Source organism: Pseudomonas sp. 8 R 14 (assembly GCF_900005955.1).
Classification (GTDB): Bacteria; Pseudomonadota; Gammaproteobacteria; order Pseudomonadales; family Pseudomonadaceae; genus Aquipseudomonas; species Aquipseudomonas marginalis.
In genome coordinates this window covers 269,476-285,954 of sequence record NZ_CVTH01000075.1, presented here as the reverse complement: position 1 = coordinate 285,954, position 16,479 = coordinate 269,476, and the positions used below count along the sequence as shown (strand labels likewise).

General features: G+C 60.2%; 16 protein-coding genes. 12 read left to right on the top strand and 4 right to left on the bottom strand.

Going from position 1 to position 16,479, the window contains the following annotated elements:
* Window positions 1-12 precede the first annotated feature (12 nt).
* Together BFQ01_RS19840 and BFQ01_RS19835 are read right to left on the bottom strand one after the other, a co-directional pair.
* Window positions 13-2,430, bottom strand: coding sequence for a glucose/quinate/shikimate family membrane-bound PQQ-dependent dehydrogenase (locus tag BFQ01_RS19840; protein WP_065926576.1), 2,418 nt, complete (start codon window positions 2,428-2,430; stop codon window positions 13-15).
* A 383-nt stretch (window positions 2,431-2,813) separates the two neighbouring features.
* Window positions 2,814-4,832 carry a TonB-dependent receptor gene (locus BFQ01_RS19835; protein WP_065926575.1) on the bottom strand — a complete coding sequence of 673 codons (2,019 nt, stop codon included), beginning with the start codon at window positions 4,830-4,832 and terminating at the stop codon, window positions 2,814-2,816.
* Window positions 4,833-4,982: 150 nt separating this feature from the next.
* Here BFQ01_RS19835 and BFQ01_RS19830 point away from each other — a divergent pair, with 150 nt between their 5' ends.
* The 11 genes from BFQ01_RS19830 (at window position 4,983) to BFQ01_RS19780 (ending at window position 14,069) form a co-directional block, all read left to right on the top strand.
* Window positions 4,983-5,216: a VF530 family protein gene (locus BFQ01_RS19830; protein ID WP_027604640.1), complete on the top strand. Its 234-nt coding sequence runs from the start codon at window positions 4,983-4,985 to the stop codon at window positions 5,214-5,216.
* A 4-nt stretch (window positions 5,217-5,220) separates the two neighbouring features.
* The gene (locus tag BFQ01_RS19825; protein WP_065926574.1) at window positions 5,221-5,847 is read left to right on the top strand and encodes a Pr6Pr family membrane protein; all 627 of its coding nucleotides are present in this window, start codon (window positions 5,221-5,223) and stop codon (window positions 5,845-5,847) included.
* A gap of 491 nt (window positions 5,848-6,338) precedes the next feature.
* On the top strand, window positions 6,339-6,848 hold the full coding sequence (locus tag BFQ01_RS19820; RefSeq protein ID WP_065926573.1) for a fimbrial protein: 510 nt from the start codon (window positions 6,339-6,341) through the stop codon (window positions 6,846-6,848).
* Window positions 6,849-6,898: 50 nt separating this feature from the next.
* Window positions 6,899-7,459 (top strand): fimbrial protein, encoded by a 561-nt coding sequence (locus tag BFQ01_RS19815; RefSeq protein ID WP_065926572.1) that lies wholly within the window; start codon window positions 6,899-6,901, stop codon window positions 7,457-7,459.
* 19 nt (window positions 7,460-7,478) lie between these two features.
* The gene (locus BFQ01_RS19810; RefSeq protein WP_176718756.1) at window positions 7,479-10,079 is read left to right on the top strand and encodes an outer membrane usher protein; all 2,601 of its coding nucleotides are present in this window, start codon (window positions 7,479-7,481) and stop codon (window positions 10,077-10,079) included.
* Window positions 10,079-10,840 carry a fimbria/pilus periplasmic chaperone gene (locus BFQ01_RS19805; RefSeq protein WP_065926571.1) on the top strand — a complete coding sequence of 254 codons (762 nt, stop codon included), beginning with the start codon at window positions 10,079-10,081 and terminating at the stop codon, window positions 10,838-10,840. Before BFQ01_RS19810 ends, BFQ01_RS19805 begins: the two co-directional genes overlap by 1 nt.
* A gap of 22 nt (window positions 10,841-10,862) precedes the next feature.
* A complete protein-coding gene (locus BFQ01_RS19800; protein WP_065926570.1) occupies window positions 10,863-11,444 on the top strand; it encodes a fimbrial protein in 582 nt (193 codons plus the stop codon).
* A 10-nt stretch (window positions 11,445-11,454) separates the two neighbouring features.
* On the top strand, window positions 11,455-11,949 hold the full coding sequence (locus tag BFQ01_RS19795) for a fimbrial protein (protein ID WP_065926569.1): 495 nt from the start codon (window positions 11,455-11,457) through the stop codon (window positions 11,947-11,949).
* A 13-nt stretch (window positions 11,950-11,962) separates the two neighbouring features.
* Complete coding sequence (locus tag BFQ01_RS19790) at window positions 11,963-12,442, top strand: fimbrial protein (RefSeq protein ID WP_065926568.1); 480 nt, start codon at window positions 11,963-11,965, stop codon at window positions 12,440-12,442.
* A 9-nt stretch (window positions 12,443-12,451) separates the two neighbouring features.
* Window positions 12,452-13,000: a fimbrial protein gene (locus BFQ01_RS19785; RefSeq protein WP_065926567.1), complete on the top strand. Its 549-nt coding sequence runs from the start codon at window positions 12,452-12,454 to the stop codon at window positions 12,998-13,000.
* Window positions 13,001-13,112: 112 nt separating this feature from the next.
* Window positions 13,113-14,069 (top strand): fimbrial protein, encoded by a 957-nt coding sequence (locus BFQ01_RS19780; RefSeq protein ID WP_065926566.1) that lies wholly within the window; start codon window positions 13,113-13,115, stop codon window positions 14,067-14,069.
* Between the two features lie 3 nt (window positions 14,070-14,072).
* Here BFQ01_RS19780 and BFQ01_RS19775 read toward each other — a convergent pair whose 3' ends face one another.
* Both BFQ01_RS19775 and BFQ01_RS19770 read right to left on the bottom strand, forming a co-directional pair.
* A complete protein-coding gene (locus BFQ01_RS19775; protein ID WP_065926565.1) occupies window positions 14,073-14,840 on the bottom strand; it encodes a siderophore-interacting protein in 768 nt (255 codons plus the stop codon).
* Window positions 14,837-15,385 carry a PadR family transcriptional regulator gene (locus BFQ01_RS19770; RefSeq protein WP_065926564.1) on the bottom strand — a complete coding sequence of 183 codons (549 nt, stop codon included), beginning with the start codon at window positions 15,383-15,385 and terminating at the stop codon, window positions 14,837-14,839. Before BFQ01_RS19770 ends, BFQ01_RS19775 begins: the two co-directional genes overlap by 4 nt.
* 524 nt (window positions 15,386-15,909) lie before the next feature.
* Between BFQ01_RS19770 and BFQ01_RS19765 the strand changes: the two genes are divergently transcribed.
* Window positions 15,910-16,401, top strand: a complete 492-nt coding sequence (locus BFQ01_RS19765; protein ID WP_065926563.1) for a CS1 type fimbrial major subunit — start codon at window positions 15,910-15,912, stop codon at window positions 16,399-16,401.
* Window positions 16,402-16,479: the final 78 nt, after the last annotated feature.

Below are 16,479 nucleotides of genomic sequence, written 5' to 3'. Positions count from 1 at the left end.
CGCCAGTCTTGCTTAATCCGGCAGTTTAAACGCCATCACATAGTCACCCTGCTTAGTCCCCAGGGAACCATGACCACCCGCCACGACCAGCACGTATTGCTTGCCGTCCTTGCCGGTGTAGGTCATCGGGGTGGTTTGCGCGCCGGCTGGCAGGCGGCCTTCCCACAACTGCTTGCCGTTTTTCACGTCATAGGCCCGCAGGTACTGGTCGAGGGTACCGCTGAGGAACGACACGCCACCGGCCGTGGTGAAGGTGCCGCCCAAGCTCGGTACGCCCATGGTCAGCGGAACAGGAACCGGCGAGCTGTCACGCACGGTACCGTTCTTGTGCATCCAGATAGTCTGGTGGGTGGTCAGGTCGACCGCGGCCACATAACCCCACGCCGGTGCCTGGCACGGCAGGCCCAGGGGCGACAGCAGTGCTTCGAGGATCACGCCGTACGGCGCGCCTTTGTTCGGCTGCACGCCCTGGGTTTCGCTGACGCGAGGGCCTTGCTTGGCGATATCGGCCGCCGGGATCAGCTTGGATTTGAACGCCATGTAGCTCGGGTTCACGAAGGCGATCTGGCGTACCGGGTCGACGGAAATACCACCCCAGTCGAACACGCCAAAGTTACCTGGGTAAACGATCGAACCTTGCAGCGATGGCGGGGTGAACGGGCCGTCGTAGCGCATGGATTTGAAATCGATGCGGCACAGCAGTTGGTCGAACGGTGTCACGCCCCACATGTCACGCTCCTTGAGGGGCGGTGGCATGAAGTTCAGCTCGGACTTCGGCTGGGTCGGGGAAGTACGGTCGCCCGCGACAGCGCCCTGGGGCACGGCCACTTCGTGGATCGGCACCACCGGCTGGCCGGTGGCGCGGTCCAGCACGTAGATGCTGCCTTGCTTGGTCGACGCCATCACCGCTTGCTTCACGCCGGCTTCGGTCTTGATGTCGATCAGCGACGGCTGGCCGCCGACGTCCATGTCCCACAGGTCATGGTGAGTGAACTGGAAGGTCCACTTCACGTGGCCGCTGTCGATGTCCAGGGCGGTCAGGCCCGCAGCGTATTTCTCGGAATCGTCGGTACGATCGCCGCCGTACTGGTCGGGCATCTGGTTGCCCATCGGCAGGTAGAGCATGCCGAGTTTTTCATCCACGGCGAACATGGACCACATGTTCGGCGAGTTGCGGGTGTAGGTCTTGCCTTCGGCCAACGGGGTAGTGTCGTCCGGGTTGCCGCTGTCCCAGTTCCACACCAGCTTGCCGGTGTGTACGTCGAACGCGCGGATCACGCCGCTGGGCTCGTCGGTGGAGACGTTATCGGTGACGTGTCCACCGATCACCACCAGGTTTTTGGTCACGGCCGGTGGCGAAGTGGAGTAGTAACCGCCTGGGGCGAAGCTGCCGATGTTGGCACGCAGGTCGACCTGGCCTTTGTCACCGAAGTCTTCGCACATCTTGCCGGTGTCGGCGTTCAGGGCGATCAGGCGGGTGTCGGCGGTCGGCACGAAGATGCGTTTCGGGCAGGCATTCGGCGCGGCGGCCGGGCTGGCGCTGCCGGTCGGGCTCTGCTCGGAAGCGTAGGCGGCGTCATCGTGATACGACACGCCACGGCAGGTCATGTGCGCCCAACCCTTGAAGTTCTCGGCACCCTGGCTGCTGATCTTCGGATCGAAGCGCCAGATTTCCTTGCCGGTGTCCGGGTCCAGCGCAATCACCTGGCTGTGGGGCGTGCACACGTAGAGCATGCCGTTGACTTTCAGCGGGGTGTTTTCCGCGGTGGTCTCGCCTGGATCGTTCGGGCCGGGGATGTCGCCGGTGCGATAGGTCCATGCCGGTACCAGCTTGTGCGCGTTTTCCGGAGTGATCTGCGCCAACGGCGAGTAACGATCACCGTAGGCCGAGCGGCCATAGGAGTTCCAGTCGCCATCGGCCTGGGACGGTGCAGCGCTGGCCATGCCCGGTACCGCGTCGCGGTCCAGTTGGCCGGTCTTGACCATTTCACCGGGGTTGGTGAATTGGCTGGCCAGGGCGGTTGCACCGGCCAGCACCACGGCCACGCTCAGCGCACCAGTGCCCAGCGGGGCAGGTTGGCCGCGCAGCAACGGACGGCGAAACCACGGGAGCAGCATGACGATGCCCAGGGCGAACAGCAGCGCCAGGCGCGGCACCAACTGCCACCAGTCCAGGCCGACTTCCCACAAGGCCCACACGGTACTGGCGAACAGCACCAGCGCGTACAGGCCCAGCGCTGCGCGGCGGGTAGCCAGCAGCAGGAGGCCGGTCAGGGTGATGCCGATACCGGCCAGCAGGTAGTACAGCGACCCGCCGAGCAGGCTCAGCTTGACGCCGCCGGCCAGCAAGGCCAAGCCCATGATCAGCAGCAAGATCCCCAGCAGCCTGGGCAGCAGGCGGCTTGGGCTCGAAGCACCATCAGTGCTCATAGTGTGTTTCTCCGTGACGTTGGAATAATTGTGTAACCCCGTGCTTCATTCACTGTAGATGACGATTCGGCACGGGCTTGGTTCAGCGTTAATTCGGTTTTTCTGGGGAAAGCGGGGGTTATCCACAGGCGGGCGATTTATCCCCAGGCGCGGGTCGGTGTAAGACAGCGCTGTCTTGGTGGGCAGGAATAATCAGCAAGATAGGATCGACCGGGGAAGTGAAACGTTTCAGTTTATTGCCGACAAGGATAAAGCGCGGACGCGCCGAGAGAAAGCGCAAATCGCAAGATGCATCATTTCCGATTTGGTAACAGTGACAGATCGTCGCTGCCAAATAACGGTGGGAGGGGCAAGCCTCCTCCCACAGGGGAATTTCAGTGTGTTTAGAAGGTGGTGCGGATGCCCAATTGCACACTGCGTCCCGGTGCCGGCGCGATATCGCGCAGGATCGAGCTGGCATAGCGCACGGTCTGGTTGGTCAGGTTTTCACCGTTCACAAACGCCAGCCATTGGCTGCCGCCGACATTGAAGTGATAACCGGCGCTCGCGCCCAATGTGGTGTAGCCATCGGTGCCGCTTTCGTTATCCGGCACACGGCCCTGGCCAGCGGCGTGTTCGACGTCGATGCGTGCCTGCCAGCGGTCCAGTTCCCACAGCAAACCGCTGTTCAAGCGCAACGGGGCGATGCGCGGCAAGGCTTCGCCGGTGTCGAGGTTGGTGGCGCGGGTGTAGTCGCCTGACAGCTCCAGCGCGAATTTGCCGTAGGCGCCTTCGCCGAGCTTGATGTGATCCTGGGCTTCGAAGCCGGCGAAACGTGCCCGCACGCCGGAATATTCGTACTCAGGAATGCCATCCGCGTCTTCTTCGCCTTCATCGTTCAGCGTACGACCCGTGCCCAGCAGGCCGATGTAATTGGAGAAGCGGCTGTAGAACACGCCGAAGCTGCCCTTGTGCGTGCCATTGTCAAAGCGCAGGGCCAGGTCGCTGGACACGGCCTTTTCTTTTTTCAGGTTGGCATCGCCCAGTTCATAGGTGCCGGTGGCGACGTGGGCGCCGTTGGCATACAGCTCGTAGAAGGTCGGCGCGCGCTCGGTGTAGCCCAGGGTCGCGGCCAGGGACCAGATGGGCGTCAGCGTATACACCGCGCCGGACGACAGGCTGCCGGCGGTGAAGTCGTTGGTCTTGTCGGCACCGGCAAAACGCGCGTTGCCCTTGGCGTCCGGGTCGACGCTGGTGTGCTCCAGGCGCCCGCCGAGGCTGAGCTTGAGGCGCTCGGTGGCCTGCATTTCTTCGAGGATAAACAGCGCGCCGGCGTTGGTGTCGGTCTGCGGCACGAAGGCTTCTTCACCGAGGGCCGAGAATTCGTTGCGGGTTACTTGGGCGCCCACCACGCCATCGAACGGGCCAACGGGCTGGTGACGCGCTTCGACGCGGGCTTCATAGCCTTTGTTCTTGAAGATCGTGCCGGTTTCGCCGCCTTCGATTTCGCGGTGCTCGTAGTCGGTGTAGCCCGCGTCGAGTTTGACCGAGGTGAACGGGCCTTGCAGGTTGCGGATCTCGGACGCAAAGGCGTAGTGATCCTGCTTCATGCGGATGCGCACTTCCTGCTCGGCCGGCGAGCCGTAGTTGCTGTCGTAGTTGCTGTAGGACAGCCCGGCGTAACCGTCGTCCCAGGTGTAGGAGCCGCCTACCGCACCGCCGTCCTGGCGCCCGTCGCTGTTGCCCAGGCGGCCGTTCCTGCCGGGTGCGTCATCGCTGTCCGGGGCGTGGCGGCTGCGGGCCTGGCCGGGGATTTTCAGGTCGTTGAATTCCCGCGCGTTGGCGTCCAGGTGCAAGGCGAAGGTGCCATTGCCGGCTTCCAGCTTGCCCGCACTGCTGCGCGTGGTATCGGCGCCGCCGTAACGCAATTCACCGGCGCCGTGGATGCCCTCGATGGCTTCGGTGGGGATGCGGTTGTCGAAGGTGTTGACCACGCCACCGATGGCGCTGCCGCCATACAACAGCGCTGCCGGGCCGCGTACGATTTCAATGCGTTCGACGTTGACCGGGTCCAGCGGCACCGCGTGGTCATAGGACAGCGACGACGCATCCAGCGCGCCCACGCCGTTGCGCAAAATGCGTATACGGTCGCCGTCCTGGCCACGAATGATCGGCCGGCTGGCGCCTGGGCCAAAGTACGAGGAGGACACGCCCGGCTGCTTGTTCAGGGTTTCGCCGAGGCTGCCTTTTTGTTGCAGGGTCAGCTCATCGCCCTCCAGCACGGTGGTCGGCGAGGCGAGTTGCTCGCTGCCCAGCGGGTTGCCGGTGATGACTTGGGGTTGCAGTTCCAGGGCGTGGGCTTCCGAGCTGATCAACAGGGCGGCGGCGAGCGGCGACAAGCGCCACAGGGAGGAGAGGGACATCGGACATTCCTTGGCAAAACGACGAAAAGATTTGAGATTTATAGTTACAATATAACATCTCTTTTTTTGCCGGGAGCGGGAACTTTTTTTACCTGCCAGGGCGGAGTGATAAGGTGTGCGCCTTCGTGAGCACTTTTTCATAGGCCCGGCATGACCGCGACAAACAACGACCCCCTCCACGGCGTGACCCTGCAACACGTCCTCACCACCCTGGTGGAACACTACGAATGGGCAGGCCTGGCCGAACGCATTGATATCCGTTGCTTCAAGAGCGACCCGAGCATCAAGTCGAGCCTGACTTTCTTGCGCAAGACCCCATGGGCGCGGGAGAAGGTCGAAGGCTTGTACGTCAAGCTGATGCGCACCAAACGCCCGCTGGATTGACCTCATGAAGCGGTATGTGGCGGCAGCGGCGCTGGCCGGTTGGGTGGGCCTGGCGATTCAGCAATACCTGATTTTCTATTCGCGCTGGGAGTCCGGCGCCAGTCTGCTCGGCGGGCTGATCAACTTCTTCAGTTTCTTCACGGTGCTGACCAATACCCTGGCAGCGGTGGTGCTGAGCTATGCGTGGGTGAAGCGCGATTCTGCAGCCAGGCGGTTTTTCCTCGCCCCCGGCGTCAGCAGCGGCATCGCCGTCAGCATCGTGGTGGTCGGCTTGGCCTACAGCCTGTTGCTGCGGCATCTGTGGCAGCCCGAAGGCTTTCAATGGATCGCCGATGAACTGCTGCACGACGTGATGCCGCTGCTGTTCGTGCTGTACTGGTGGCGCTGCGTGCCCAAGGGCCAGTTGCACCTCAAGCACATTGGCCTGTGGGTCATCTACCCGCTGGTGTACTTCGGCTATGTGCTGCTGCGCGGGGATTTGCTCGGGCAGTACCAGTACCCGTTCATCGATGTCGGCACCCTGGGTTATCCACAAGTGTTTGTGAATGCCGGGGGGATCCTGCTGGGGTTCGTGCTGGTTGCCCTGGCGGCGGTCGGCCTGGACAAGACCTTGAAGTCACCCCGAATTTAACCTGTACGGATCTCTGGGCAGGGAGCAACTCCCTTCTCCCAGGCTTTAAGCCTCGTCATTCCCCCCGCTGCGCACCGTCCATGGTTTTCCATTGAGCGGTGTTTCGCCACGTCGCGCACTTATCAACACGTTAGTTGATGTGCTCCAGTAAATATTGTTATTTTTCGTTGAGTGTAATCCCTCTCTTACAGTTATATCTGAAGACAAGCTTTTGCAACTAAGGCCGATGTAGTCCAATTCTTACGGATGTTTTTAAAGTTTTGGCAATTTGCCATGTTTTTCCTATGTGTCTAAGTGTTGCAGGGCTACGTAATTAGAAGAACTGGCCGACTTATGTTTTTGGAATCTGGTCGGGATAATCGCCTGGCTTCAAATGAGCTGGTTTGCAATACAAGTAATTGGAATAAATAGAGGAATTCTGTGCGCCACGGCGGCGGAATCACTTAAACGACGTTTATTACTAATGTGGGCATCTATAAATGAAAGCTAAAATGAAAACCGCGCTGTTCTCTATCGGGCTGTTGGTGGGGTCGATGTCCGTTGCCCAGGCGGCGGACGGAACTGTCACGTTCTTGGGGTCGGTCCATTCGGGTGCCTGCTCTATCAAGCCTGATTCGGTCGATCAGACCATTCCCCTTGGCGCGATCGCCAAACATCAATTGCAAGCGGGCGGGAAGTCCGAGCCGCGTCGCCTGCTGATTGAACTTGAGGGCTGCGACCTGGCGGGTCTCACCGATAACACCGTGACCACCACCTTCACCGGAGCGCCATCGAGCGTTGTGCCGGGTGCACTGGGCACCGTCGGGAGCGCGGGCAATGTGGGCATCATGATGACCCATGGCAGTAAACCCGTTGAATTGGGCGTGGCTACCACGCCGCAAGTGATTGCCGCCGGTGACAACACGCTGGAGTTCGGTGCCTATGTACAAGGCGCTGCCACGGGCGACATCGTGCCAGGCGACTTCAGCGCGGTGACCAACTTCACCTTGGCTTATCAGTAAGCGTTTTCCCCCGCCACCCAGCGTGGCGGGGGAGGCTGGTGGAGGCACAGGTGAAAACATTCATAAGTCTCGCTATCTCCTCTTCTTTGGCGATGTTCATCAGCCCTGGGGTGGTTGCCCAGGAGCCTGCTCAAGGTGATGGGCTTGTCACGCTGGGAGGAGAGGTCGTCGACTCGGCCTGCGGGCTGGAGTTGGTCAGCGTCGATCAAACCATCGATACGGACCCCGAGCCCATTGGCCGGTTCCTGCGGCGCGCCAGGGGCCAGGACCAGTCCTTCCAGTTGCGCCTGGTCAATTGCACCTTGAGTCGTACCGATCCATCCCGTCCAGGGGTGACGCTGCCCGACTGGCAGCACCTTCGGGTGACGTTTGACGGCCCCACCGACAGAGGCGGTCGTTCTTTTGCGGTCTTTGGTGGCTCCCAAGGCGTTGCGATGAATATTGAGGATTCCGCTGGCCAGTTAAGTGTTCCGGGTCAGCCGATGACTCCACATCCGTTAACGGAAGGCGATATGACGCTGCACTACACGCTTCATTTTGTCGGTAACGGATTGCCCATAGTGGCCGGAGCCCACCGTACTGCCGTGCGGTTCAAGTTGGAATATTTTTGAACGTTGATGGGTTGCTTGCATGTTAAATACAGCGAAGGTCAAAAATACGCTGCGCCCAAGCCTTTTTGGCGGGTTGATATCATTGGCAGGCACTGCACTGGCTGCTGGGGATATTGAGTTTAATACTGATGTTCTTGATCTGAGTGATCGCACTAATATTGACTTGTCTCAGTTTGCCCGCAGCGGGTTTATTCTGCCGGGCACCTATTCGATGGTAGTGCAGATCAATGCCCAGCCCATTGCTGAGCAATCGGTGGCTTTCTATCCCCCCGATAATGACCCTAAAGGCAGCCAGGCATGTTTATCGCTGGATCTTGTCGATCAATTGGGTCTCAAGGCGTCGGACGCGGCCAAACTCAAATGGTGGAAAAACGGCGAGTGCCTGGATACCGAAAGTTTGCCTGGCATGGAGGTCAGTGGCGACCTGGCCACCTCCACACTGAACATCAACCTGCCCCAGGCCTACCTCGAGTACAGCGCCATCCATTGGGATCCGCCGTCCCGGTGGGATGAGGGGGTGCCGGGGCTGCTGGTTGACTACAACATGACGGCGCAGTCCAGCTATCAAAAGAATGACGGCACCCGCAACAACCTCAGTGGTAACGGAACCCTTGGCGCCAATGCCGGGGCCTGGCGCCTGAGGGCCGACTGGCAGGGGCGGATCGAGAAAGGCGTGGAGGGGGCACCCAGGGATCAACAACAGTTGGAGTGGAGTCGTTACTACGCCTATCGCGCAGTGCCTGCACTGAAGGCACGCTTGACGGTCGGAGAGGACTACCTGTACTCGGACATCTTCGACAGCTTCCGTTTTACCGGGGCTTCGCTGATCTCGGATCAAAGCCAACTGCCACCCAACCTGCGTGGCTACGCACCGGAAGTCGTCGGGGTCGCCAAGACCAACGCAAGAATCATCATCAGCCAGAAGGGCCGCGTGCTGTATGAAACGCTGGTCGCCGCAGGCCCTTATCGCATTCAGGACCTCAGCGACGCCGTGAGTGGCACTCTGGATGTGCGGGTCGAGGAGCAGGACGGTTCGGTTCAGACCTTCCAGATCGATACGGCAGGCGTTCCCTACCTGACACGTCCTGGGCACGTTCGATACAAGCTGGCGACCGGGCGCCCGTCCGATCTTCAGTACGGTGCCAACGGCAGCGTTTTCGGCACCGGCGAATTCTCCTGGGGGATCAGCAATGGCTGGTCGCTGTTTGGCGGCGGGATAACGGATAACAACTACCGCGCATTGTCTGTCGGGGTCGGTCGCGACCTGCTGGCGTTCGGCGCCGTATCGCTGGATGCCACCCAGTCCCACGCCAGTGTGTGGAACCAGACATTCTCGGGCAAATCCTACCGCCTTCAATACTCCAAGCACTTCGAGCAGTACGACAGCCAGGTCACGTTTGCCGGTTACCGGTTTTCCGAGAAAAACTACTTGAGCATGAGCGAGTACCTGGACGCCCGTCATTACGGGTTGAACGGTGAGCGCGGCGGGATCGAGCGCGGTGAATACATCGAGGGCTGGAAGCCGATTGGCGACAGCAAGGCCCTGTATACGGTGACGCTCAACAAGCAGTTTCGTGACCTTGGGGCGACCGTCTACGCCAGCTACAACAAGCAGACGTATTGGGGGCGCCCGGACACTCAGCGTTGGAACCTGTCGATGTCGCGCTACTTCAATGTGGGAACCGTCAGGAACATGAGCCTGTCCCTGAACATGTTTCGCACCCAGGAGTATGCCTACAAGGATAACGGAATGGCGCTGACGGTCAGCCTGCCGTTGGGGCGCAGCGGCACCCTGTCGCTGGACGCCAACAGGACCTCGGGTAAAGAGAGTTTCTCGACGCGCTACAGCGATCGCCTCGATGAGCGCAACAGTTACCAGCTCAATGCAAGCGACCGCTCCGCCAGCGGCTATCTGAGTCATATCGGCGACCAGGCCGACATCGATCTCAGCGCCAGCACCCAGGAAGGCAGTGGCAGGACCCTCAGTGCATCCATTCGCGGCGGCGGCACGCTCACGCCCTACGGTGCGGCGCTGCACCGAACCAATGGCACCGGTGGCACCCGCCTGATGCTCGACACCGGAGGTGTGCCCGATGTGCCTGTGCGTGGTTACGGCACATCGACCCGCACCAACGCGTTCGGCAAGGCAGTGATTTCCGATATCAGCAGCTACCAGCGTACGGCCGCCAGTGTCGACCTGGAGAACCTGCCGAGCAACGTTGAAGCCACTCAATCGGTGACCCAACTGACCCTTACCGAAGGGGCCATTGGTTATCGGTCCCTGGACGTGATTGCCGGTGAGAAGGCCATGGCTGTCCTGCGCCTGCCGGATGGCAGTGCACCGCCCTTCGGCGCGACGGTGAAGAACACCAAACAGCAGGACACCGGGATTGTGAACGACGGTGGCGCTGTTTACCTGAGCGGTATTCAGGCCGGTGAGCAAATGATCGTCAGTTGGGGCGGCATCGAACGCTGCCTGCTCACGCTGCCCGTCGCGCTGCCCGCAGACAGTTTGACCGATGCCTTGCAATTGCGCTGCCAGAGCGTAGCCACTGATCAATCCTCACCCGAGCCAGCAGCGCTGACCGGGAAGCGTACCGATACGGAGAACAACGCCTGATGATGCTCAATACGCACCCCACACTCCTGGTCTTCGCACTGCTGGCTCTGGGTCTGAGCCAGAGTGCCGGCGCCGCGGTTGGCCTGGACCGAACCCGGGTGATTTTTGACGGTGGCAAGGATGCGACCAGCGTGAATATCACCAATAACAACACCCAACTGCCGTACCTGGCCCAAGGCTGGATCGAGGACGAGGAGGGCAACAAGATCACCTCGCCCTTGATCGTGCTGCCGCCGGTTCAACGCTTGGAGCCCGGCAAGCAAAGCCAGGTGAAAGTGCAGGCGTTGCCGGCGGCCAAGTCGTTGCCGCAGGATCGCGAGACGGTCTACTACTTCAACCTGCGGGAGATTCCACCGCGCAGCGACAAATCCAACACCCTGCAAATCGCGCTGCAGACCCGGATTAAATTGTTCTACCGACCGCAGGCCATCGCTCCCAGTCAGCAAGACCTGTCCAACCCCTGGCAGGAAAAGCTGACCCTGACCCGCCAGGGCGACCGTTACCAGGTGAACAACCCTACGCCTTACTACGTGTCTCTGGTGGATGCTCGCAGCAGCAAAGACGGCAAGACCGTGCCGGGTTTCGAGCCCGTGATGATCCCGCCTAAAGGCACGCAAACCCTGGGGCCGACGGCCAAAGCGCTGGGCAATTCACCCTACCTGGCCTACGTGAATGACTACGGCGGGCGTCCATTACTGGCGTTCACCTGCACGGGCGAAACATGCAAGGTGAACTTGCAAGTCTCGACGCCTAATGAGTAGCAGCCTGCAGCGGGAGAGCGTCATGAAGTTGCACAACGTGAAAGTCCTGGGCTGTGTGTTACTGGTCCTGGCAACGCGCGCGGGCGCCGAGGATGACGATGGAATCGATGGCCAGCGTGGCCGGTTGAACGTTTCCGGATCCATGCATGAGTCCCCTTGCACGCTGGAGATGACATCGTTGCATCAAACGGTCGACTTGGGCGCCGTGTCTGCCAGTCAGCTGCAACGACCTGGCGATCAGGCCCCATCGAAGCCGTTTCAACTGCGTTTTCAGGATTGCCAGCGCACCGCAGGCAGTATCCGCAGCGAACGTACCGGGAACCTGGCATGGAGCGCTCACCAACCGGTGTTGTCGGTGACGTTTGTTGCCCCTGCCGATGCCGACGACCCACGACTGGTCAAAGTGCAAGGCATCACCGGGATGGGACTGCGGTTGACCGATGCCCTGGGGCGCGATGTACAGCTGGGCTTCAAGGGCGAACCGTTGTTTCTGAGCGAGGGCAGCACGACCCAGACGTGGAATGTTCAACCCACGCGTACCTCCGCGCCGTTGACCAGCGGAGCGTTTCGGGCCGTGGTGGATTTCAGGCTCAGTTATGAGTAAGGGCAAAACAATGGCTAAGTCAGTCGGCTCGCGGGCCATTCTTATCGTGGGGGGCCTGTTGTGGGCGGTCAGTCAAGGCGCGCAGGCCGAGACCAGCCTGATCATCCGCGCAGTCATCATTGCGCCTCCGCCCTGCGTCATCAATGGCGGCGGTACGCTCAATGTGCCTTTTGGCAATGACCTTCTTACGTCACGGATCGACGGGGTCAACTACCGTCGCAACGTGCCTTACACCGTCACCTGTGACGCCCCGTTCAGTAACGCGATGACTCTCCAGCTCAGGGGGACCGGGGCTTCGTTCGATGGGCGTGTGCTCTCGACCCGCAACCCGGACCTGGGGGTCAAGCTGTCGCTCAATGGCGCTGACTGGGCGCTGAATTCGAGCGTGAATTTTACCTATCCGAACTTTCCCGTGGTGCAGGCGGTGCCTGTCAAGCGCGCGGGCAGCCGGCTGGTGGGAGGCGCATTCGACGCTGCCGCCACCTTCGTGATCGATTACCAGTGATGAGGAGCGCGCAATGACATGCTGGCAGCAGCGAGCCTTGCTCGCTTTGTGTTCCATCGGCCTCTGCCATAGTGCGTCGGCCAACGTAACGTTCAGCGGAACGCTTAACGAGCCCCCGCCCTGCACCATTGATGCGGGCAACAAGATTGAAGTCGACTTTGGGGATGTGGGGGTCAAGCGGGTCGATGGGGTGAAATATCGCCGGGGGGTGGGTTACACCATCAATTGTGGCGTCGACACGCTCCCGTGGGTACTCAAGTTGAGTGTCAACGGTACCCCCACGACGTTCGACGGCGCGGCATTGCAGACCAGTGCACCTGACCTGGGTATTCGGATATTCCAAAACAACCTGCCGTTTCGACTCAATACGCCACTGGACATCACCCTGTCTTCCCCGCCGGTATTGGAAGTCGTGCCGGTCAAACAGCCCGGTGCAACGCTTGCCCCCGCCAGGTTTACCGCGGTGGCGACGTTGTTGGCCGAGTACCAGTAGGAGTTGGATATGGGACATGAAACTGTTCATAGGGCCAGGCTGTACGCCGTGCTGGCGTGCCTGCCGGCCCTCGGCCTGATCTGCGAAGCACACGCGGCGGATAACCTGAATTTCAAGGGCAACCTGGTTGAAGAAGCCTGCACCATCCGCCCGGGTGACGAGGCAATCAGCCTGGAACTCTGGGACCTGACCAGCAAGCACCTCTACATCAATACGCGTTCGGTGGGCAAAGGTTTCAAGCTGCACCTGGAGGACTGCGACACCACCATCGGCGACACGGTGACTATCACGTTCGGCGGCGTAGAAAACCGGGAGCTTCCGGGGTTGCTCGCACTCGATGGTGGAAGCGGCGCCTCCGGTATCGGGATCGGTATAGAGACGCTGGGTAACAAGCCCTTGCCGCTGAATAAAACCAGCGACGAACAGGTACTGAGTAATGGCAGCAATGTCATCGAACTCAAAGCCTACGTGCAAGGGGAGCCGATGGCCATCAGGGACCAGACCATAGGGCACGGCAGCTATACCGCGACTTCTACTTTTACGCTGGATTATCCGTAATTCAAACGCTCGACAACCGGGCGCATACGCATGGGGCTCCAGATCAATCAGGTCTGCACGAACTGATTGTTCGCTGGATGGCGCCTGTGTAGATAAGCAACGAGAGATCAACATGAAACGACTATATGACAGCGCCATTGTGCTTCTCCTGCTGATTGGCGTCAGCACGACCGCGCAGGCCGTAGACTGTCGGGTCAATGGCGGTGAGTGGGCGCGCGTCACTCATCTGACCGTCCCCGTAACGGTACGACTCGATGCGGATCGCACGAGGATCCTGATGGAAGGTGCCCGGCTCGAATGTCGGTTTACGGCTGGAGCAGGCCCGGCTTGGGGGGCGGACTATTGGGAAACCGGCAATGCCTCTGGGACACCTTGGACATCCGGCCCCAAGTTCGTCAGTGAACGGAGTGGTTTGCGTATCAATGGCGCTTTCCTCAATACCCCGGTTCCGGCGGGTATACGGGTGGCTACCATGCCCAACAACGGGATCGGCTATCCGATCAATATCACCCCTTACATCCTGGTGCGTCACAGTCCCTCCAATCCGATCGATATACGAACAGGAGATACCCTCGGCCTGTTGCGTCTCACCAGCTCGAACAATTACGACGCGACACGGCCGCAACTCACGGTCACGTATACGGCTGCCAACAACTTCACCATCTCCCCGTCCACCTGCACGATCAACAATAACAACCCGATCGAGATCAACTTCGGCAATGTGCACCAAAGAGCAATAGGTACCGATCCGCTGACCACGACCATCCGCAGCAACCGCCGGCTCACCTATTCATGCCCGGACGGCGGGATTACCACGCCGATCACCATCACCTACAAAGGTACCGCCTCGTCGTTCGACACGCGCCTGCTGCGCATGACCAACCCGGACGTGGGCACGGCCCTGGTTCGTGGCGCAAGCGCGGTTCAAGTCGGTGGTTCATTCCTGACCCAAATCACCAACAGTGTGGGGAGCGACGATGTGACGTTTTCCCTCGTACGGCGTTTCGGTTCACTGCCTGCCGCTGGGGTTGTCAGCGGCAGCGGCGTCCTTGTAATGGGGGTGCCCTGAGGCTTACTCCTCTTCGCTGCCTTCCGCACGCCAGTAACCCACCGCCTTGAGGAACGCCTCATTGACCTTGTGTGTGTCCAGCAGCACCCGGCGGACCTGGCGCGACAGCCTGGTTTCGGTGGCGACAAAGCTGTACAACGAACCGCTCGGCAGCGTCAGTTTCTGCACGGTGTCGAGCAGGTCGTCCTGGCCGCGCACGATCCATTTCACCTCCACATCGGCAGCACTTGCCAGTGCCTGCCGTTCCGCCGCATTGGCGATTTCGATCACCGCCAGCACCTTGCGCCCGGCCGGTAATTCTTCCAGGCGCCGAGCAATGGCCGGGATCGCCGTCTCATCGCCGATCAGCAAATAGCTGTCGAACATATCCGGCACGATCATCGAGCCCCGTGGCCCGCCGATATACAGGTGCTGGCCGACCTTGGCCTGTTCAGCCCAGGTGGAGGCCGGGCCGTCGCCGTGCAGCACGAAGTCGATGTCCAGTTCGCCGATGTCCAGGTCGAAGCGGCGTGGCGTGTAGTCGCGCATCGCCGGCTGCGGGCCGTCGCCCTTGATGTTGAAGGTCGGGCTTTCCAGCGCCGCTTGTTCCGCAGCGTTCTGTGGGAACAGCAGCTTGATGTGATCGTCACTGCCCAGGCTGATAAAGCCCGCCAGTTCCGGGCCGCCCAGGGTGATGCGGCGCATGCGCGGGGTGAGGTCGACTACCCGCAATACTTCAAGGCGGCGGCGTTTGATTTCGTGGGTGACACGGTGGATGGCTTGCGTATTCATTGAGCTGTCCCGTCGGCAATGGCTTGGGCGGCGCCGTTGAGCAGCGCCGCGACACGAACGATTTCTTCCGGGCTCCAGCGCCCGTGGTGCGAATGCAAGGCATGGCGCAGGTTGTGCACGGCCTCGTGGATTTCCGCAGGGCGGTCATGACCGCGCAGCGAGCGTTTGCTCAATTGGATGCGCATGCGCACACCGTCCAGCGCAACCGCCTGTTCGCTTAAGAAGAGACGTCCGGCGTCGGTGATTGTGTAGCGTTTTTTTCCGCCTTCGGCGTCGCCGCTGATCAATTCGCTTTCTTCCAGGAAGGTCAGCGTCGGGTAGATCACCCCTGGGCTTGGGGTGTAGGCGCCGTCAAACAGGCCTTCGATCTGGCGGATCAGGTCGTAGCCGTGGCACGGCTGTTCGGCGATCAGGGCGGGCAGCAGCAGCTTCAGGTCGCCCGGCGCAAAGACGCGCGGGCCACGGCCGCCGCGTTCGCGGACGGGGCGTTTCTCGAAGCCGTCGCGGTCGTCACCGTGGTCTCGGTGGTGATGAGGGTCTCTCATGATCGTTCTCTCCTGTCTAATTAAGATACAACTTAAGATATATCTTATGAAGAGCGCAAAATCGTCTGACGAACGGTAGCGCAAGCAAATCTGCGCTTGGCGGGTGGTCGGTAGGGGTGAACGGAGCGTGGCACTGCTCGCCTTTAAGTGGGCGAACACATGGCATTTGCATGAATATTAAATACAGTTGTTAGTTGGAGTGTTTGCTCTAGAAGTATGCAGACTCAAGCCCGCTCTAGTCGTGTGGCCGATCTCCTACAGCTTTATGATTTATATAAGTAGTATCAGTGATGTTTGGATGTAATTAGTGGATGACAGTTAGTATTTATAATATTGAATATTAAGGTTTTTTTCTTTCTGGTCGGGTCGAGATTTATTACGCGCTAAAGCGAGGTTGCTGGCATCGTCAAGTGTGATTTCCAAGCACTATTTACCTGCGTCGCAAGACCCGGTTTATTCGTGTTTTGTCGCATTGGGAAAATCGGTTTCCCAACCAACATCTAATGCCACAACAGGTACTTAAAATGCTTAAGAAGACCGCTTTCGTACTGCCGTTTCTCGCACTGGCTTTCAGCACGTCCAGCGTGTTCGCCGCAGGTGAAGCCAGCAGTGTCATCAACATCAAGGCAACGATTCCGACCAAGCAGTTCCACGCGCAGCCACGTGACCCCAACTTCGGTCGTGACGAAACCATGAACTACAACACCGTCACCGGCGAGTTGAGCCAGTTGCGCGCCACCTACGATGTGAAAAACACCGACGGCTCGATCAAGGCTTACATCGAGGGCGGCCCTGCTTCGTTGACCAACGGTAGCGACGCGATCGCACTGACCAACACCTTCAACGGTGTCGTACTGACCGGCTCGCCGCTGGAAGTGGTCGATGATGCCAGCTCCACTCCAGGTACCCAGGCGGACCTGGTAGTGGCCGCTGCCAAACCTGCGGATGGCGTTTCCGGGCTCTTCACCACCAACTACACCATCGTGTTCGACCACGAGCCGCGCGTCACGCCGTGAAGCCAGGCTCGTTGAGCGGTAAGCACCGGCCTGTGGCTCGGTAGTCAAACCGGTCGGCAGTCAGTCTCTGTCTGTCGG